The organism is Pseudomonas shirazensis (assembly GCF_050496565.1).
Taxonomy (GTDB): Bacteria; Pseudomonadota; Gammaproteobacteria; order Pseudomonadales; family Pseudomonadaceae; genus Aquipseudomonas; species Aquipseudomonas shirazensis_A.
This window is the reverse complement of record NZ_JBNWAE010000005.1, coordinates 303219-321541: the sequence shown is the minus strand read 5'-3', so window position 1 is coordinate 321541 and position 18323 is coordinate 303219. Positions and strand designations below refer to the sequence as shown.

Genomic DNA, 18323 nt, shown 5'->3' with positions numbered 1-18323 from the left:
CTTTGAAAGCGGGGGCGCAATGCGCCCCAACCAACGTCACCCCCGGGTCAACTCAGCCAGATGCGCAATCACCTGCTCGGTCTTCAGTACCAACACATCACCTTCCAGCTTATCCAGCACCACCTCAGCAGTATTGCCAATCAGCGCGCCGGAGATACCCGTACGGGCAACCGTGCCGATCACAGTCACCACGGCTTTGTATTTATCTTCGGTATAGGGAATCAGTACATCTGCCGGCCCTTCAGCAATGTGCAGGCGATCATCAGTGATATCGAACTCAGCTTGAAACGCGCTGCACGCCTCGCGATAGCGTTGTTCGATACTGTCCCGGTTCTGGTACACCGGATCAGCTGCCGAGAGCATCGGGGAGGGGTGGGCACTGATCACGTGCAGCTCGCCCTTGGCGAGGCTGGCGATACCATAACCGTGATCGATAATGCTCGCATGCAACAGACGGTGTTCCTCGTCATGATTGCCCACGTCTACCGCTGCCAGAATCACCCCACCCGTCCAGGGTTGCTCGCTCTTCACCATTAGCACCGCACAAGGGCACTGGCGCAGCAGCTTCCAGTCGCTAGGTGTCAGTAAGGCTTTCTTCAGCGGATTATCCGGCCGGTGTTCCTTGATCACCAGGTCGCAGCCTTCAGCCTGCTGGGCCTGGATGATGGCCTCATGCACGACATCGTGCCTGCTTTGCTCAAAGGTAATATTGTCGTAGCCGTCTTCCTGCAGTTGGCCCGCCAACACGCTGAGCAGCGCCTGATGGTCGTGCTTTTTGTCGCACATCAGCAGATGCATACGGGCGCCAGTCACTCCGGCAATCAGCTTGGCCCGGGTCAGCGCCCGGCTGTGGGCGTGGTCTGGATCGAGTACAACCAGAATGCTTCTGACCTGTTGCATGAGCATGGACTCCTGAAATGGGTGGCCGATGCCTGACTATAGACGGCGCGCTAACCGTCGCCGTTTGACGTATATCAAGCATAGTCGCTGGCGATCGCCGCTGCCCTCGGTATAATCGCCGACCCTGCCGCTGTTCAGTTGCCGTGAAATTATGTCCCTGATTCCCGAAGTCGAAGCCTTTCTCGGTTGTCGCACCCCTGATGCCTGGATCGAAGCAGCACTGGCCGATCAGGAAACGCTGCTGATCGATCACAAGAATTGCGAATTCAAGGCCGCCAGCACGGCGTTGAGCCTGATTGCCAAGTACAACACGCATCTCGACCTGATCAACATGATGTCGCGCCTTGCACGCGAGGAGCTGGTTCACCATGAGCAGGTGCTGCGCCTGATGAAACGCCGTGGCGTGCCGCTGCGGCCGGTCCCGGCAGGGCGCTATGCGTCCAGCTTGCGCAAGCTGGTTCGCTCTCATGAGCCGGTCAAGTTGGTCGATACGCTAGTGGTGGGGGCATTTATCGAAGCGCGCAGTTGCGAGCGCTTTGCCGCGCTTGTACCGCATCTGGATGAAGAACTGGGGACGTTCTACCATGGCTTGCTGAACAGCGAAGCGCGGCATTTTCTCGGCTATCTGAAGCTCGCCAGTCAGTATGGCGATCAGGCTGACATTGCCCGGACAGTGGAGAAGGTACGTGAAGCCGAAGCAGAGTTGATCTGTTCAACAGATCAGGAATTACGCTTCCACAGTGGTATACCGCTGGCCCTGGCCGCTTGATCAGCATGTGAGCCAGCGATATCGCCAGTGTTACGAACGACGGCCCAGCAGCAAGCCGACTACCAGACCGAAGCCTGCAGACACAGCAACGGTCTGCCACGGGTGGCCACCGATATAATCCTGGGTGGCCTCTACCACCGGCTGCGCACGGTCGCGTACCGAGGTGGCAGCCTGCCGAGCCTGGCTCAGCTTCTGGCTGATCTGAGCGCGCAGGGTGTCGGCCTCCTCGCCAATCAGCGAGGCACTTTGCTCGAGCAAGCGCTCGGACTCTTCGATCAGCGACTGCAGTTCGCTGAAAACTTGATCCTTGATCTGATCGGTATCGATTTGGGTGGTTTTCCGGGCCATGTACAGCTCCTCGTTTGGTGATGGTTAGAACAATGGATACCTGTGCGGCGGGAAAGTTGCGCAGACGTTCCGGCCGATTGCCGCATCAGTGTAAGATAGCCGGCAAATTTCATGCAGCAGGGTAGATTTTCATGAGTTTCAATCTGGCCAACAGAAGCTTTGAAGAACGGGCGCAGATCGAAGCGGAGAAGGCGCGACTGTTCGAATATTGGCAGAGCAACCTCGGCAAGGTCAAAGCTGAAGCCGGTCGCTTGATTTCCGAGAAGTCTCGCCGCAAGGGCAAATGGGCCGAGTGGGTCCGCGCCGAGCTCGATGCGATGACGCCACAGGATTTTGCGGTCATGGTCCGCAGCGAGGTCAATAAGATGATGGCTGCTGCCAACGCCAATCGCTGATCGGGTGCTGTTGCCGGTGCTGGCCCTCAGCCGCTAGACACGTCAGGAAGCATCTGCACACGAATTCGCACTTTTAATACGAACCTGCCACGCCCTAGGCTATCCAACGCCTAAGCGTGGCTTTTTCGTTTTTGGAGGTGGCACATGAAGTCTGTCTGGCCAGCCCTCGGCCTTGGTTTGTTGCTGGCGTTACCTGGCAGCGCCGCATTCGCTGACAGCGGCGTGCTGGCGGCCAACAACAATCCCTACAATAGCCCTATTCAGCGCGCCAACCCCAATAGCCGGCAGGGCAGTGCGCCTGATACGCCACCCGTGCGCGGGCCCTCCACCCAGCCCATGCCACGTCCACCAACGCTGGACAACCGCGGTATTGGCAATGGTGACAATTTGCGCCGCCAACAACAGGCCCCACGCCTCGAACCCAGTCGCCCGCCGCGCGACAGCCAACGCGCGCCGTGAACTTTTCTGCAAGGAACCCCGCATGACTCCACGATTCTGGTTGACCAGCTTGACCGTTGCAGCGCTGCTGCCCGTTTTTGCCCACGCCGCTTCCGAGCAACAGTTCCCCAGTGAAGAGGGCGAAATCACCGTCAGCACAGTCGCCAATGGCCTACATAACCCTTGGGGCCTTGCTTTTCTTCCAGGGGGTAAGGACATGCTGGTCACCGAACGCCCTGGCAACCTGCGTCTGGTGACCGCTGAAGGCAAGGTCGGCCCACCTCTGAGCGGCGTCCCCAAGGTTTGGGCGCAAGGGCAGGGCGGCCTGCTCGATGTAGTGCTGTCGCCAGACTTCGACAAGGACCGCACGGTCTACCTGTCCTTCGCTGAAGAAGGCGACGATGGCAAGGCCGGTACCGCGGTGGGTCGCGGTCAGCTCTCGGCCGACCGCGCGCGTCTCGACAATTTCACCGTGATCTTCCGCCAGATGCCGAAGCTGTCTGAAGGCAACCACTTCGGTTCGCGGCTGGTGTTCGACCGCAACGGTTATCTGTTCATTGCGCTTGGCGAAAATAACCAGCGTGCCACCGCGCAAGACCTGGACAAGCTGCAAGGTAAGGTCGTGCGCATCCTCCCCGATGGCGAGGTGCCCAAGGATAACCCCTACGTCGGCAAAACCGACGTTCGCCCTGAGATCTGGTCGTTCGGTCACCGCAACCAGCAAGGCGCGGCACTCAACCCGTGGACCGGTAAACTCTGGACCAATGAGCACGGCCCGCGCGGTGGTGACGAAATCAACATTCCCGAGGCTGGCAAGAACTACGGTTGGCCGATTGCTACCCATGGCATCAACTACTCGCTATTGCCGATTCCAGAGGCACAGGGCAAGCACGTTGACGGCATGGTCGATCCCCACCATGTGTGGGAAAAATCACCAGGCATTAGTGGCATGGCGTTCTACGACCGCCCTACGTTCAAGGCCTGGGACCACAACCTGTTCATCGGCGCACTGGCGACTCAAGAGTTGATCCGCCTGCAGCTCAAGGGCGACAAGGTGGTGCACGAAGAGCGGCTGCTGGGCGAGCTGAAGGCACGTATTCGAGATGTGCGCGTAGGGCCTGACGGCTATCTGTATGTGCTGACCGACGACAAGGACGGGGCGTTGCTGAAAGTCGGTTTGAGCAGCGACCAGTAATCGCGATAACAGGTACCATGGCGTTTTCCCAAGCGCTCACTGGCATATGGCTATCGATCCGCAAACGCTCTATCAGCAGGCTTTGCAGCAGGACGGCTTCGTTGCCGATCCTGCGCAGGCCAATGCCGTAGCGGCCCTTCAGCGGTGCTTCGAATCCTTGCAGACTGAGCAGGCCGGCCCGGGCGTTTATCTATGGGGGCCTGTCGGTCGCGGCAAGACCTGGCTGATGGACCAGTTCCACCGCTGCCTGCAGGTGCCCGCACGGCGCCAGCATTTCCATCACTTCATGGCCTGGGTACATCAGCGGCTGTTCCAGCTCAACGGCACCGCCGACCCGCTGCGAGCATTGGCCAGTGAACTGGCTGAGCAGATTCGCGTGCTGTGCTTCGATGAACTGTTCGTCAACGACATCGGCGACGCGATCATTCTTGGCCGATTGTTCAGCGAGTTGTTCGAGCACGGTGTGGTGATCGTCGCCACCTCCAATCAACCGCCGACGGAGCTGTACCTCGATGGCTTCAATCGCGATCGGTTTCTGCCCGCCATCGCGGCGATGCAGCGGCATATGCAGATTCTGCCGGTTGCCGGCGAACAGGATCACCGCCTGCACCCAGGCCTCGCGCGTCAGCGCTATTGGTGTGTAGCAGACAATGCGAGCAGCACCTTTGGCACCCTGTTCGAGCAACTGAGCGCCGGCGACGCTGGTTGCACCGAGCCACTACCAGTAGGCTCGCGACACATCCGTGTGGTGTGCCGCAGTGCCCAGGCCATCTGGTGTCATTTCAGCGATCTGTGCGAGCAACCGCTGTCGGCCATCGAGTTCATGGCCCTGTGTGACCAGTTCCAGGCGATCCTCATCGATGCTATCCCTGCGCTGGGCGGCGAGCAGCGCGCCGGGCGCATTGCACGGGGCACCGAAGATGCTGCCGAGCGGGTAGCAGCCGGCGATCGCGAGCTGCCGACGTTGTCAGCCAAGGACGATAGCGTGCGCCGTTTCATCGCTTTGGTCGACGAGTGCTATGACCGCCGCGTTGCCCTCTACCTCGAGGCTCAAGTGCCGTTGGACGCGCTGTACACAGAGGGTTACCTGGCCTTCCCGTTCCGGCGCACCTTGAGCCGGCTCCGGGAAATGCAGTTGCAACGCTTCGGCTGACGGCCCGCTCAGAGCAGGTTCATTTCTGCAGCCAGTCGATCAAGGTCTTGTGGAAGCGCCGCGGTTCTTCGATTTGAGGCGCGTGGCCCATCCCCTCAAACACGATCAACTCGCCCTGCGGGATCAGCTCGGCCGCCTGTGGTCCAAGAGCCTTGTAGTCGCCCAGCTTCGCCTTGACCTCAGCCGGGGCGATGTCGCTACCAATCGCGGTAGTGTCCTGATCGCCAATCAGCAGCAAGGTCGGCATCTTCAGGTTATGGAACTCGTGATACACCGGCTGGGTAAAGATCATGTCGTAGATCAACGCCGAGTTCCATGCCACGCGCTCATGTCCGGGACCCTGATTCAAGCCAACCAGCATCTGCACCCAGCGCTCGTACTCGGGCTTCCAGCGGCCTGCGTAGTACGTCTTGCGCTCGTAGTTGCGCACGCCCTCGGCGTCCAGCTTGAGTTCACGTTGATACCACTGATCGACCGTGCGGTAAGGCACGCCCAGGGCTTTCCAGTCTTCCAGGCCGATTGGATTGACCATCGCCAGGCGCTCGACCTGCTGCGGGTACATCAGCGCATAGCGGGTGGCGAGCATGCCGCCGGTGGAGTGGCCGAGAATGATCGCCTGCTTGACCCCCAACTGCTCGAGCAGGGCGTGAGTGTTGCTCGCCAGCTGCTGGAAACTGTATTGGTAGTAGGCAGGCTTGCTCGACGTACAGAAGCCGATCTGATCCGGAGCGATGACCCGGTAGCCGGCTTTGCTGAGGGCGTCGATGCTGCTTTCCCAGGTTGCGCCGCAGAAGTTCTTGCCGTGCATCAGCACCACGCTGTGACCGTTGGCCTTGCCTTGAGCCGGGACGTCCATATAGCCCATCTGCAAGGCTTGGTCTTGCGAGGTGAAGTCATAATGCTGGAGCGGGTAGGGATAGTCGAAGCCTTCGAGTTGCTGTCCATAGGTAGGCGACTCGGCAGCGAACGCCGGGCTGCCAACAAGGCAAGCGAGGGCCAGGGCGGTTGCGCGCAGCATGGGGGCACTCCGTGTAGGACCATGTAGGAAAAAGCGACTGTAGCAGCCCCACACGCGCAACAAGCGGCAAAGGTGTTACTGGCCGTTAACCCAGCCGAGGGTAGTCAGTACGACCACCAGGTAACGCCCACACTTGGCCACCGTCACCAGCAGCAGAAAACGCCAGAATGGCTCACGCATGATGCCGGCAATCAGCGTCAGTGGATCGCCGATGACCGGCATCCAGCTCAGCAACAGCGACCACTGGCCCCAGCGTTGGTAACGTTGCTGGGCACGCTCCAGTTGGGCGCCACTAAACGGGAACCAGCGGTGCTCACGCAGCCGCTCGACCGCCCGGCCGAGCAGCCAGTTGACCACCGAGCCCAGTACATTGCCCAGGGTCGCTACCAGCAGCAGGGTCAACCAGACCTGCGGCTCGCGCAGCAGCAGCCCGACCAGCACGGCTTCGGACTGCAACGGCAGCAGCGTGGCGGCGCCAAAGGCGCTGAGAAACAGCGCCACAAGGCTCATCATCGGCAGCGGCTCAGTAGCTGGCCACAACCTCGTCATTGCCCGCATGGGTCACGCCGATCACCTGGTAAGGGTCTTTGTGATCACCCATCTCCATGCCCGGCGAACCCATCGGCATGCCCGGTACTGCCACGCCCCTGAGGTCGTTGCGCTTGGTCAGCAGGCGCACCTGTTCGGCCGGCACATGGCCCTCGACGAATTTGCCATTGATGACACCGGTGTGGCAGGAGGCCAGCCGCGGCGCCACGCCGAGGCGCTGTTTGACGGCGCTCATGTTCGGCTCGACATGGTCATTGACGGTAAAACCGTTATCGCGCAGGTGGCTGATCCACTGCTTGCAGCAGCCACAGTTGGGGTCACGGTAAACGTCGATGGTCTCGGCGGCCTGGGCCAGGCCAGTGAAGGCCAGCAGGCCCAGAGCAATCAGGCGAGTGCGCAGCATGGTCAAATTCCTCGGCTAGGGGCGGCCGCCTTTAGGCGGCAGGCTCGGCGGCAGCTTAACGCAACCGGCGGCAGCCTGCTGCAGGCAGACCAAAAGCGGGCAGCATGGCGCAGTTCACCTGACAGCAAGCTGACCCATTCATTACAGCGCTGTCAGCTGGCCGGCGCAGCACCCTCCAGATCCCGCATCAGCAACGCGTACTCCAGTGGCACCTGCTCAGGGACTGGCAGATACACCACATGGCCATCGCCAGGCGCCACCTCGATCTCGCGCTGCTGCCGATCGTGCAGGCGGTTCAGTTCGAAATGGTAGTTGCCGCGTGGTGTCATCAACTCCAGCTGATCGCCAAGGGCAAAACGATTCTTGACCTTGACCTCGGCCAGGCCGTCGAGCCGCACGCCGGTCAGCTCACCGACGAACTGCTGTCGCTCGGACACCGAGTTGCCGCGCTGGTAGTTCTGGTATTCGTCGTGCACATGGCGACGCAGGAAGCCTTCGGTGTAGCCACGCTGGGCCAGCGATTCAAGGTTGTCCATCAGGCTGCGGTCAAACGGCCGCCCCTGCAGAGCATCGTCGATGGCCTGACGGTAGGACTGCACCGCGCGGGCGCAGTAGAAGTGCGACTTGGTCCGGCCCTCGATTTTCAGCGAATGCACACCCATGCGCGTCAGCCGCTCGACGTGCTGTACTGCGCGCAGGTCTTTGGCGTTCATGATGTAGGTGCCGTGCTCATCCTCGAACGCAGGCAGCGCCTCGCCGGGCCGATTGGCCTCTTCAAGCAGGAACACCTGCTCGGTCGGGGTGCCCAGACCAAGCGTCGGTTGCACTTCATGGACGATGTCGCCGCTGACGTTCTCCACCGCCGCAGTGGCCTGATACTTCCAGCGGCAGGCATTGGTGCAGCTACCCTGATTAGCGTCGCGCTTGTTCAGGTAGCCCGACAGCAGGCAGCGCCCTGAGTAGGCCATGCACAAGGCGCCGTGGACGAATACCTCCAGCTGCATGTCCGGTACCTGCTGGCGGATCTCCTCGATCTCTTCCAGCGACAGCTCGCGCGAGAGGATGATGCGGCTCAGGCCAAGCTGCTGCCAGAAGCGCACGCTCGCCCAGTTGACCGTGTTGGCCTGCACCGACAAGTGCACCGGCATCTGCGGGAAGTGCTCGCGCACCAGCATGATCAGGCCGGGGTCAGACATGATCAACGCGTCGGGCGCCATCGCGATCACCGGGGCCAGGTCCTTGAGGAAGGTCTTCAGCTTGGCGTTATGCGGGGCGATGTTGACCACCACGTAGAACTGCTTGCCCAGTGCATGGGCCTCGTTGATGCCCAAGGCCAGGTTGGCGTGGTCGAATTCGTTGTTGCGTACCCGCAGGCTGTAGCGCGGTTGACCGGCGTACACCGCGTCGGCGCCGTAGGCAAAGGCGTAGCGCATGCTTTTCAGGGTGCCGGCAGGGGCGAGCAATTCAGGCTTGGCGAGAGAGGTCATGGGCGCACCGGAGCAAAGGGCGCGGATGGTAGTGGCTGGCTAATTCAGGCGCATTGATCTGGATCAAGCATGGCAGGGCACTTTTTCCGATATCTGCTGCACTAAAGGTCTGAATCCCCGAGGAATGCTCATGAACCAAACCGCACTACAGAACCGGGCACTGGCCGTGCTGCTGGCCGCCGTCACCATTGCCTTCGTCTGGATCATGCTGCCGTATTACGGCGCGATATTCTGGGCGGTGATCCTGGGCATCCTGTTTGCCCCGTTGCAGCGCAACCTGTTGATCCGTTTCAACCGCCGGCGCAACCTCGCCGCTGGTGTTTCACTGCTGGTCTGTCTGCTGATTGCGATCTTGCCGGTGATCTTCACCAGCGCGCTGCTGGTACAGGAGGGTGCATCGCTGTATCAACGCATCCAGAATGGTCAATTAGACATCGCAGGCTATGTTGAGCAAGGCAAGAACATGCTGCCGGCATTCGCTCAGAACAGCCTCGACCAGATGGGCATGGGTAACCTCGACGGCTTGCGTGACAAGATCACCAAATGGGCCGGTCAGGGCAGCCAGATCCTGGCGAGCCAGGCGTTCAGCTTTGGTCAAGGTACGTTCGACTTCCTCGTAAGCTTCGGCATCATGCTCTACATCCTGTTCTTCTTCTTGCGTGAAGGCCCGGAGGTGGCACGTAAAGTCCGATTGGCAGTACCGTTGCCCGAGGATCAGAAGCGCCGCCTGCAACTGAAGTTCAACAGGGTGGTGCGCGCTACGGTCAAGGGTAACCTGCTGGTGGCCATCACTCAGGGCGCGTTGGGTGGGATAATTTTCTGGATTCTGGATATTCCCAGTGCGTTGATCTGGGCGGTGCTGATGGCGTTTCTGTCATTGCTGCCGGCAGTTGGCGCAGGGATTGTCTGGGCACCGGTTGCGGCCTACTTCATTCTGACCGGAGCAACCTGGCAGGGCCTGGTGCTGACTGCGTTTGGTGTGTTGGTGATCGGTATGGTCGACAACGTGCTGCGACCGATCCTGGTCGGGCGCGACACGCGCATGCCCGACTATCTGATCCTGGTATCGACCCTGGGCGGCCTGGCGGTGTTTGGCCTCAACGGCTTCGTAATCGGGCCGTTGATCGCTGCGTTGTTCATCTCCAGCTGGACCATCTTCACCGAAACCAAGCCGCAAGTGCAGCTGCCCTGAATCTGCCTTACTTCAGGCTATAGGACACACCTGCATACACGCCGAAGCCTTCCCCGGGCGTTGCCCGGGGTTGGTCGCCGCCTTGATCGTCATAGCCCGGAGTGACGCTGGCGCTGTAGCGTTTGTTGGTTAGATTGCGCAGGTCAAGCCAGGTTTGCCAGTCCTGTTGCGGTGAATCCCAACCCAGCCGCGCACCGAACTGTGCGTAGGCATCGGCGTGGTTGCTGTTGGCATAGTCGACCTGCACCTTGGACGCCATCTGGGTATTGACGCCGACATGGAAGCCGCTCGGCCAGTCATAGCGCAGCTCGGCCTGGTAGTAGTGCACGGGCAGGCCGGGCAGGCGGTTGTCGCCAAAGCGCTGGTCATCGCGGTAGTGGAAGTCGCTGAAGGTATAGGCCTGGCGCAGGCTTAACTTGCCGCTGCCGGACTGCTCCCAGAGGGTGCTGTCCAGGCTGGCCTCGATCCCTTCATGCACTGTTGCGCTGGCATTGAATTCCTTGGCAGGTGCGCCTTGCACAATTTCCACTGCCAACAGCTCATGGCGGACTTGGGCGTAGTACCAGGCCAGGTCCCAGCGGCCGACGACGGAGTCGCCTCGCGCGCCAAGCTCGAGCGTGGTCGCCGTCTGGTTTTGCATCTTGATTGGCTGGGTCGCAACCGTAGAACTCCAGATCAGCGACCACGGGTGCGGTGGCTCGACCGAACGGCTGAGGTTGCCGTACAGCTGCAAGTTTGGTTGCCAGTCGTAGCGCAGGCCGATCCGCGGGGCGTAGTCCCAATCGTGCTGGCTGACCTTGCCGCCACTTGCCGGATAGCTGACGTCGCTCTCGCGGCGGGTGTAGATCATGGCCAGACCGGTGGTCAGCCACAGATCTGGTATCAACTCCAGATCGTTGCCCATGTGCAGTACTGTGTCCGAGCCCTGATAGCTGAAGTCGCGGCTGCGTGGGCCGATGATGTCGCCATTACGTGCGAACTGCGAGGCACCGCTATTGGGCAGGTGTTTGGTGGTCCGCCAGCCAATGGTGGTTTTGCTCTCGCGTCCCCACAGGGTGTCGCGACGGTTGTAGTTGAGCGTGCCGCTGACATCGCTGTACGCCACCTTCAAACGCATCGGGCCTTCGCGCAGGTCCATCGGGAAGTCGTGATAGACCAGCCCGGCTTCCAGGCGTGAATCATCGTCGAGGAAGAACGTGGTCTTGTTCGCCACCCAGGTACTGCCCGGTTGCGGCCGGCTGTCGTCGCGGGCCAGGTACGCAGGGTTGGCGGCGCGCGGGTTGTGCTTGATCTGCGCCTGGGTCAAACGCCCAGGCAGCTCGTTCTCGGTCTCGCGGTAACGCAGGTAGAAGCGCGTTTCCAGATTCGGGTTGAAGCGGTAGCCGACGTTGGCCGCGAAACCCTTGGCGCTGCCGCTGCTGTGGCGCTGGTAGCCATCATATTCAGCATCGGTCAGGGCCACGTAGTAGTCGAGGTTGCCCAGTACCTGGCCTGAGCTGATGTGCCGACGGGCATAGCCGCGGCTACCGACCTCATAGCGCAACTGCAGGCGGTCGGCATCGTAACCGGTGTGGGTAACGTAGTTGACCGCACCACCCAGGGCCAGCGCGCCACGATCGAAGCCATTGGCGCCACGCAGGACTTCTGCCCGGCTCAACCACAACGGCTCGAACAACTCGTACGGCGTGCCGCCGGGCCCGGTCAATGGCAGGCCGTCGAACATCGTGTACACGCCCGAACCGTGCGCACCGGGCGCGCGGTTGATGCCCGAGCCGCGGATCGACAGCTTGATACCGTCGTTGCCGGCAGACTGGGCAAAAACACCCGGCTGATAAGCCAGTACGTCCTGATTGCTGGCAACTCGCCCTTGGCCAACCCGCTGCATGTCGACCAGGTTGCTCGCCCCCGGCGTCTCGCGCAGGCGCTCGGCCGCAGCGTCGAGTTCACTCTGCTGTTGATCGGCGATCAGTAGTGGGTCGAGTTCGATCCGGCCATCGGCCAGAGCAGCGCTGCTGATCAATACAGTCAGCATGGAAAGGGGCAGGGTAGGGCGCATGGCAAAAACGGCTTCCGGTCTATGAGCGCAGTTCTGACGCTACAACTCTCAAACGAAGCACAGCTTTGTTTATTGACCCTCTGAAATAACAAAACCCCGCCGAAGCGGGGTTTTGTCGATGATCAGCGCAATCAGCCGATCAGGTGCAGACCTGCCTGCTGAACCATCTCCAGCAGCGGTTGCGGGTACACGCCAAGCACGAACGCCAGCAGGGCAATGGCCAGCAGCATCACGCCACCGGTTTGCTGTTCCCACTTCAGCGGCGCGTCGTGGCGACGCAGGTTCGGCTCGACCAGGTACAGGGTGACCATGACGCGCAGGTAGTAGTAAACGCCGATGGCGCTGCCAATCACCAATGCACCGACCAGCCACCACAGTTGCGACTCGACGCCAGTAGCGATGATGTAGAACTTGCCGATGAAGCCTGCAGTCAGCGGGATACCCGCCAGCGACAGCATCATCACGGTCATCACCGCCGTCAGGTACGGACGGCGCCAGAACAGGCCGCGGTATTCGTACAGCGCGTCGGCGTCACGGCCGGCGTAAGGCGAGGACATCAGGGTGATCACACCAAACGCGCCGAGGCTGGTGATCACGTAGGTGACCAGGTACACACCCATGGCTTCCATGGCCAGGCCCTTGCTGGCGATCAAGGCGATCAGCAGGTAGCCGAAGTGGGCGATGGACGAGTAACCGAGCAGACGCTTGAGGTTGCTCTGGGTGAGCGCCAACAGGTTACCGATCAGGATCGAGGCCACGGCGATTACCGCCAGGACGGTGCTCAGTACACCGCTGCTGGCAGCAGGCGAGATCATGTACAGACGCATCAGTACGGCGAACACGGCAACCTTGCTGGCGGTGGCCAGGAACGCTGCAACCGGCGCCGGGGCGCCTTCGTAGACGTCCGGGGTCCACAGGTGGAACGGTACCAGCGACAGCTTGAAGGCCAGGCCGACCAGCATCATGCCCAGGCCCATCTGAGCCAGCAGGCTTGGCATGTTGGTGCTGGCCAGAGCCTTGGCGATACCGTCGAAGCTCAGGGTGCCTGCATCGGCATACAGCAGCGCCATGCCGAACAGCAGGAACGCAGAGCCCGCGGCCGACAGCACCATGTACTTGATACCGGCTTCCAGCGATCGCTTGTTGAAGAACGCGTACGCCACCAGCCCGTAGACCGGCACCGAGAGCAGCTCCAGACCGATGAACAGGCCCGCCAGGTGGTTGGCGCTGACCAGCACCAGGCCGCCCAGTGCCGACATCAGCAGCAGCAGGTAAAGCTCTTCGCGGTTACCCGGGTAGCCTTTGGAACCTTCGCCCAGATAAGCATGGGCCAAGGTTACGCAGGCCAGGGTAGCGACCAGCATGATCGCCATGTACAGGCAGGCGAACTTGTCGATGGTGATCAACGGGGTGATCGCCAGCGGCGCGACTTTCAGTGCTGGCAGGATCGACAGCAGGGCAGCGTTGAGACCGATGGTCGACAGCAGGAAGGTCTGCGAGTGGTTGCGCTTCCAGGCGATCGCCAGCATCACCACAACCGTGGTGAGGGTGGTGATCAGCATCGGCGCCAATGCAATGAAGTGTTGAGTGGTGAATTCCATAGCGCTCTTACCGTGCCGAAGCGAGTTGAGTGAATGCGGAACCGAGCCACTGCTGCACGCCACTCATGGTGGCGGCAGAGGTGTCGAGGAACGGCTGCGGGTAGACGCCGAGCACGATCAGCAACACGGCCAGGCCCAGCACCATGATCAGCTCGCGGCCGTCCATGCCAGCCAGCACAGTCTCGGACTTGCTCGGGCCGAAGTAGGCGCGGTGGATCATGATCAGCGAGTAGACCGAACCGAACACCAGGCCAGTGGTGGCAATCACGGTGAACCACGGCACGTGGGCGAAGCTGCCGATCAGGATCAGGAACTCGCCGACGAAGTTGCCGGTGCCCGGCAAGCCCAGCGAAGCAGCTGCGAAGAACAGGCTGATGGCCGGCAGGTAGGCGATACGGTGCCACAGGCCGCCCATTTCACGCATGTCACGGGTATGCAGGCGCTCGTACAGCTGGCCGCTGAGGATGAACAGCGCGGCAGCCGAAACACCGTGGGCCAGCATCTGGATCACCGCGCCTTGCAGGGCTTGCTGGCTGCCAGAGTAGATACCGATCAGCACGAAGCCCATGTGCGAGACGCTGGAGAAGGCGATCAAGCGCTTGATGTCGGTCTGCGCAAAGGCCAGGAAGGCCCCGTAGAAGATACCGATCAAACCCAGGGTCATGGCGATTGGCGCGAACTCGGCCGACGCGTTAGGGAACAGCGGCAGGGCAAAGCGCAGCAGGCCATAGGCAGCGGTTTTCAGCAGGATACCGGCGAGGTCGACGGAACCGGCAGTCGGCGCCTGGGCGTGAGCATCAGGCAACCACGAGTGGAACGGCACTACCGGCAGCTTCACCGCGAAGGCAATGAAGAAGCCCAGCATCAGCAGGTACTCGGTACCGGCCGGCAGGTCGGCCTTGAGCAGGTCGCTGTAGTTGAAGGTGATGACGCCAGTGTTGCCATAGTTGACCAGTACCAAGGCGAGGATCGCCACCAGCATGATCAGACCGCTGGCCTGGGTGAAGATGAAGAACTTGGTCGCCGCGTAGATCCGGGTCTTCTTGCCATCCGCCGAGCTGTGACCCCAGAGCGCGATGAGGAAGTACATCGGCACCAGCATCATTTCCCAGAAGAAGAAGAACAGGAACAGGTCCAGTGCCAGGAACACACCGACCACGCCGCCCAGAATCCACATCAGGTTGAGGTGGAAGAAGCCGACGTGGCGCTGGATCTCTTTCCACGAGCACAGCACCGAGAGCACACCGAGCAGGCCGGTGAGCAGGATCATCAGCAGCGACAGGCCATCCAGCGCCAGGTGGATGCTGATGCCGAAGCGCTTGATCCATTCGACTTTGTATTCGAAGGCCCAGGCCGGTTCGGCGCCTGGAGCAGGGGCCAGGGTGTAGTCACCGTTGGCCCACAGCCAGAGGCCGATACCGAGCAACAGGGACATGGTCAGCAGTGCAATCCAGCGCGGCAGGGTAGAGCCGAAGCGCTCACCCAGCCAGCACAGGAAGCCGCCGATGAAGGGAATCAGGATCAGCCAAGGCAAAATCATGACGGGTTCGTTTCCTTTGGCAAAGTCGCAAGGTTCGCAAGTGTGAAAGTCATACCGCAGCCACCAGCACGGCGCCGAGTACGAGTACTGCACCTACGGCGATCGAAGCGGTGTACCAGCGCAGCTGGCCGGTCTCGGTCTTGCTCATGGCGACATGACCGCCACGTGCCAGCCGAGGAATCAGGCCGATGCCGCGATCTACCGGGTCCTTGCGCAGCAAGTGGCAGATCAGCAGGTAAGGTTTGACGAACAGCTTGTCGTAGATCCAGTCAAAGCCCCAGGCGGCGAACCACCAGGCCGTGAGCAGGCGACCGATGCCGCTGTTGGCGATGGCCGTGACCAGGCGACGCTTGCCCAGGAACAGCATGGCCGCGAGCAGGATACCGGCGATGGCAATGGCGCCCGAGGCGATTTCCAGGCTGTGCTTGGCTTCGCCGCCGGCATGGCCGACGCTCTGCGGCAGCACACCCGCCAGTGGTGGATGGATCCAGGCACCGACAAAGGTCGACAGCACGATCAGCGTACCCAGTGGCAGCCAGTGGGAAATCCCGTGGCCAGCATGGGCTTCGGTCTTGGCTTCGCCATGGAAGGCAATGAAGATCAGGCGGAAGGTGTACAGCGAGGTCATGAACGCGCCGAGCAGGCCGGCATAGAGCAGGCCGCTGTTGCCGCTGGCGAACGCTTCCCAGAGGATCTCGTCCTTGGAGTAGAAGCCTGCGGTCAGGATCGGCAGGGCAGCCAGCGCCGCACCACCGACCACGAAGCTGGCGTAGGCCAGTGGCAGTTTCTTCCACAGGCCGCCCATCTTGAAGATGTTCTGCTCGTGGTGGCAGGCAACGATCACCGCACCGGAGGCAAGGAACAGCAGCGCCTTGAAGAAGGCGTGGGTCATCAGGTGGAAGATCGCGCCTTCCCAGGCACCAACGCCCAGGGCCAGGAACATGTAGCCGATCTGGCTCATGGTCGAGTAGGCGAGGATCCGTTTGATGTCGGTCTGCACCAGCGCGGCAAAGCCGGCCAGCACCAGGGTCACACCGCCAACGATACCGACCAGGTGGAGGATATCCGGCGCCAGGGCGAACAGGCCGTGGGTACGCGCGATCAGGTAGACGCCCGCCGTGACCATGGTCGCGGCGTGGATCAGTGCCGAAACCGGCGTCGGGCCCGCCATGGCGTCAGCCAACCAGGTCTGCAGCGGCAGCTGCGCCGATTTACCCACCGCACCACCGAGCAACATCAGCGTTGCCAGTACCATCCAGGTATCACCGGCCTGGAACTTCTGCGGTGCCAGCACCAGCAGTTCCTGCACATTCAAGGTACCCAGCTGGGCGAACAGAATGAACATGCCGATGGCCATGAACACGTCGCCGATGCGGGTCACGACAAAGGCCTTGAGTGCGGCGTTACCGTTGTTGCGGTTACTGTAGTAGAAACCGATCAACAGGTACGAGCACAGGCCCACGCCTTCCCAGCCAAAGTAGATGAACAGCAGGTTATCGCCCAGGATCAGGAACAGCATACTGGCGATGAACAGGTTGGTGTACGCGAAGAAGCGCGAGTAGCCGGCTTCGCCACGCATGTACCAGGAAGCGAACAGGTGGATCAGGAAGCCGACACCGGTGACCACGCCAAGCATGGTTACCGAAAGGCCGTCCAGGTAGAGGGTGAAGTTCGGCGCAAAGCCATCCACCGACATCCACTGCCAGAGCAGTTGGCTGTAGGCGCCGCCTTCAGGCGGGGCAACGTTGAATTGCCAGATGACATAGGCCGAAACAGCAGCCGAAAGGCCGATCGAGCCAACGCCGATCAGCGCCGAGAGGTTCTCCGAGAACCGCCCGCGCGCGAACGACAGCAGCACAAAGCCCAGCAAAGGGAAGACGAAAGTCAGGAAGAGAAGGTTCATCCGCGCATCTCACTGGCAGCATCGATGTCGAGAGTGTGGAAGCGGCGATACAGCTGCAGCAGGATCGCCAGGCCAATGCTGGCCTCGGCGGCTGCCAGGCTGATCACCAGAATGAACATGACCTGGCCGTCGGGTTGTACCCAACGCGCGCCGGCGACGATAAACGCCAGCGCACAAGCGTTCATCATGACTTCCAGGCTCATGAGCACGAAGAGAATGTTGCGGCGGACCATCAGGCCAACCAGACCAAGGCAGAACAGAATGCCGGCGACTGCCAGGCCGTGTTCCATCGGGATAGCACCCATGATTTACTCCTTCGCCTCGTTGCGGCCCAAATGGAAGGCGGTGACGGCCGCAGCAAGCAGCAGCATCGAAGCCAGTTCGACCACCAGCAGATACGGACCGAACAGGCTGATGCCGACGGTCTTGGCGTCCACGGTGGTGCCGCTGATGCCCGCGCCGCTTGGCGCAACGAACAGCACATAGAGCAACTCAGCCAGCAGCAAGGCGCCCAGCAGCACCGGCCCGGCCCAGATCCCTGGGGTCAGCCAGCCGCGTTCCTGGGCGACCGAAGCCGGCCCCAGGTTGAGCATCATCACCACGAACACGAACAGCACCATGATGGCGCCGGCGTAGGCGATCACTTCCAGGGCACCGGCAAACGGCGCACCCAGCGAGAAGAAGATCATCGCCACGGAAATCAGCGAAATGATCAGGTAGAGCAGGGCGTGTACGGGGTTGGTGCCGGTAACCACCCGCAGGGTGGAAACCACGGCAATCCCGGATGCAAAGTAGAAAGCGAATTCCATCTTTCTGTCCTTATGGGAGCAAGCTCTTCACGTTGATCGGCTCGGCTTCGTTCTGTGCAGCGCCTTTCGGCTTGCCAGCGATTGCCATGCCCGCAACACGGTAGAAGTTGTAGTCAGGGTATTTGCCGGGGCCGGAGATCAGCAGATCTTCTTTCTCGTACACCAGGTCCTGACGCTTGAACTCGGCCATTTCGAAATCCGGAGTCAGCTGGATTGCGGTGGTCGGGCAGGCTTCTTCGCACAAGCCGCAGAAGATGCAGCGCGAGAAGTTGATGCGGAAGAACTCCGGGTACCAGCGACCGTCCTCGGTCTCGGCCTTCTGCAACGAAATGCAGCCGACCGGGCAGGCCACCGCGCAGAGGTTGCAGGCTACGCAACGCTCCTCGCCATCGGGGTCGCGGGTGAGGACGATGCGGCCGCGGTAGCGCGGCGGCAGGTACACAGCTTCTTCGGGGTATTGCAGGGTGTCGCGCTTGCGGAACCCGTGGGAGAACACCATGGCCAGGCTGCGCAGCTGCGTGCCGGTGCCCTTAACGATGTCGCCGATATACTTGAACATGGGTCAAA

The 18323-nt window shown here is 61.3% G+C and carries 19 protein-coding genes; 6 read left to right on the top strand and 13 right to left on the bottom strand.

Translation table 11 applies throughout. The features are described 5' to 3' along the window. Nucleotides 1-36: 36 nt before the first annotated feature. Entirely contained in the window at nucleotides 37-900 is an 864-nt protein-coding gene (locus ACQZ2L_RS10435; protein WP_430325968.1) for a universal stress protein, read from the bottom strand. Nucleotides 901-1051: 151 nt separating this feature from the next. On the opposite strand from ACQZ2L_RS10435, the gene ACQZ2L_RS10430 reads away from it, so the two are divergent. After that, nucleotides 1052-1669 (top strand): tRNA-(ms[2]io[6]A)-hydroxylase, encoded by a 618-nt coding sequence (locus ACQZ2L_RS10430; RefSeq protein ID WP_430325967.1) that lies wholly within the window; start codon nucleotides 1052-1054, stop codon nucleotides 1667-1669. Nucleotides 1670-1699: 30 nt separating this feature from the next. Here the strand turns inward: ACQZ2L_RS10430 and ACQZ2L_RS10425 are convergent, their stop codons facing one another. Continuing rightward, nucleotides 1700-2017: a DUF883 family protein gene (locus tag ACQZ2L_RS10425; RefSeq protein ID WP_101318340.1), complete on the bottom strand. Its 318-nt coding sequence runs from the start codon at nucleotides 2015-2017 to the stop codon at nucleotides 1700-1702. Nucleotides 2018-2148: 131 nt separating this feature from the next. Here ACQZ2L_RS10425 and ACQZ2L_RS10420 point away from each other — a divergent pair, with 131 nt between their 5' ends. The 4 genes from ACQZ2L_RS10420 to zapE all read left to right on the top strand — a co-directional run bounded on the left by ACQZ2L_RS10420 (nucleotide 2149) and on the right by zapE (nucleotide 5198). Beyond that, nucleotides 2149-2412: a hypothetical protein gene (locus tag ACQZ2L_RS10420; protein ID WP_430325966.1), complete on the top strand. Its 264-nt coding sequence runs from the start codon at nucleotides 2149-2151 to the stop codon at nucleotides 2410-2412. Nucleotides 2413-2556: 144 nt separating this feature from the next. Beyond that, nucleotides 2557-2871, top strand: coding sequence for a hypothetical protein (locus ACQZ2L_RS10415; protein WP_430325965.1), 315 nt, complete (start codon nucleotides 2557-2559; stop codon nucleotides 2869-2871). Between the two features lie 22 nt (nucleotides 2872-2893). Then, nucleotides 2894-4045, top strand: a complete 1152-nt coding sequence (locus tag ACQZ2L_RS10410; protein ID WP_430325964.1) for a PQQ-dependent sugar dehydrogenase — start codon at nucleotides 2894-2896, stop codon at nucleotides 4043-4045. A gap of 46 nt (nucleotides 4046-4091) precedes the next feature. After that, entirely contained in the window at nucleotides 4092-5198 is a 1107-nt protein-coding gene (gene zapE / locus ACQZ2L_RS10405; protein ID WP_430325963.1) for a cell division protein ZapE, read from the top strand. Nucleotides 5199-5217: 19 nt separating this feature from the next. Here zapE and ACQZ2L_RS10400 read toward each other — a convergent pair whose 3' ends face one another. The 4 genes from ACQZ2L_RS10400 to yegQ form a co-directional block, all read right to left on the bottom strand. Beyond that, on the bottom strand, nucleotides 5218-6216 hold the full coding sequence (locus ACQZ2L_RS10400) for an alpha/beta fold hydrolase (RefSeq protein WP_430325962.1): 999 nt from the start codon (nucleotides 6214-6216) through the stop codon (nucleotides 5218-5220). Between the two features lie 75 nt (nucleotides 6217-6291). Continuing rightward, complete coding sequence (locus ACQZ2L_RS10395) at nucleotides 6292-6729, bottom strand: YqaA family protein (RefSeq protein ID WP_430325961.1); 438 nt, start codon at nucleotides 6727-6729, stop codon at nucleotides 6292-6294. Nucleotides 6730-6739: 10 nt separating this feature from the next. Next, nucleotides 6740-7168 carry a DUF411 domain-containing protein gene (locus ACQZ2L_RS10390; protein ID WP_430325960.1) on the bottom strand — a complete coding sequence of 143 codons (429 nt, stop codon included), beginning with the start codon at nucleotides 7166-7168 and terminating at the stop codon, nucleotides 6740-6742. A 152-nt stretch (nucleotides 7169-7320) separates the two neighbouring features. Beyond that, on the bottom strand, nucleotides 7321-8655 hold the full coding sequence (gene yegQ, locus ACQZ2L_RS10385) for a tRNA 5-hydroxyuridine modification protein YegQ (protein WP_430325959.1): 1335 nt from the start codon (nucleotides 8653-8655) through the stop codon (nucleotides 7321-7323). A 130-nt stretch (nucleotides 8656-8785) separates the two neighbouring features. Here yegQ and ACQZ2L_RS10380 point away from each other — a divergent pair, with 130 nt between their 5' ends. Further along, a complete protein-coding gene (locus ACQZ2L_RS10380) occupies nucleotides 8786-9847 on the top strand; it encodes an AI-2E family transporter (protein ID WP_430325958.1) in 1062 nt (353 codons plus the stop codon). 7 nt (nucleotides 9848-9854) lie between these two features. Here the strand turns inward: ACQZ2L_RS10380 and ACQZ2L_RS10375 are convergent, their stop codons facing one another. From ACQZ2L_RS10375 to nuoI, 7 genes are all read right to left on the bottom strand, one after another. Further along, on the bottom strand, nucleotides 9855-11903 hold the full coding sequence (locus tag ACQZ2L_RS10375; protein WP_430325957.1) for a TonB-dependent receptor family protein: 2049 nt from the start codon (nucleotides 11901-11903) through the stop codon (nucleotides 9855-9857). 131 nt (nucleotides 11904-12034) lie between these two features. Then, nucleotides 12035-13504: an NADH-quinone oxidoreductase subunit NuoN gene (nuoN, locus tag ACQZ2L_RS10370; protein ID WP_186701572.1), complete on the bottom strand. Its 1470-nt coding sequence runs from the start codon at nucleotides 13502-13504 to the stop codon at nucleotides 12035-12037. A gap of 7 nt (nucleotides 13505-13511) precedes the next feature. Next, nucleotides 13512-15044, bottom strand: a complete 1533-nt coding sequence (gene nuoM, locus ACQZ2L_RS10365; protein ID WP_101318371.1) for an NADH-quinone oxidoreductase subunit M — start codon at nucleotides 15042-15044, stop codon at nucleotides 13512-13514. 49 nt (nucleotides 15045-15093) lie between these two features. Further along, nucleotides 15094-16947 carry an NADH-quinone oxidoreductase subunit L gene (gene nuoL / locus ACQZ2L_RS10360; RefSeq protein ID WP_430325956.1) on the bottom strand — a complete coding sequence of 618 codons (1854 nt, stop codon included), beginning with the start codon at nucleotides 16945-16947 and terminating at the stop codon, nucleotides 15094-15096. Next, nucleotides 16944-17252 carry an NADH-quinone oxidoreductase subunit NuoK gene (nuoK, locus tag ACQZ2L_RS10355; RefSeq protein ID WP_103436825.1) on the bottom strand — a complete coding sequence of 103 codons (309 nt, stop codon included), beginning with the start codon at nucleotides 17250-17252 and terminating at the stop codon, nucleotides 16944-16946. Before nuoK ends, nuoL begins: the two co-directional genes overlap by 4 nt. 3 nt (nucleotides 17253-17255) lie before the next feature. Then, entirely contained in the window at nucleotides 17256-17756 is a 501-nt protein-coding gene (nuoJ, locus tag ACQZ2L_RS10350) for an NADH-quinone oxidoreductase subunit J (protein ID WP_101318377.1), read from the bottom strand. A 10-nt stretch (nucleotides 17757-17766) separates the two neighbouring features. Then, entirely contained in the window at nucleotides 17767-18315 is a 549-nt protein-coding gene (gene nuoI / locus ACQZ2L_RS10345; RefSeq protein WP_101318379.1) for an NADH-quinone oxidoreductase subunit NuoI, read from the bottom strand. Nucleotides 18316-18323 lie beyond the last annotated feature (8 nt).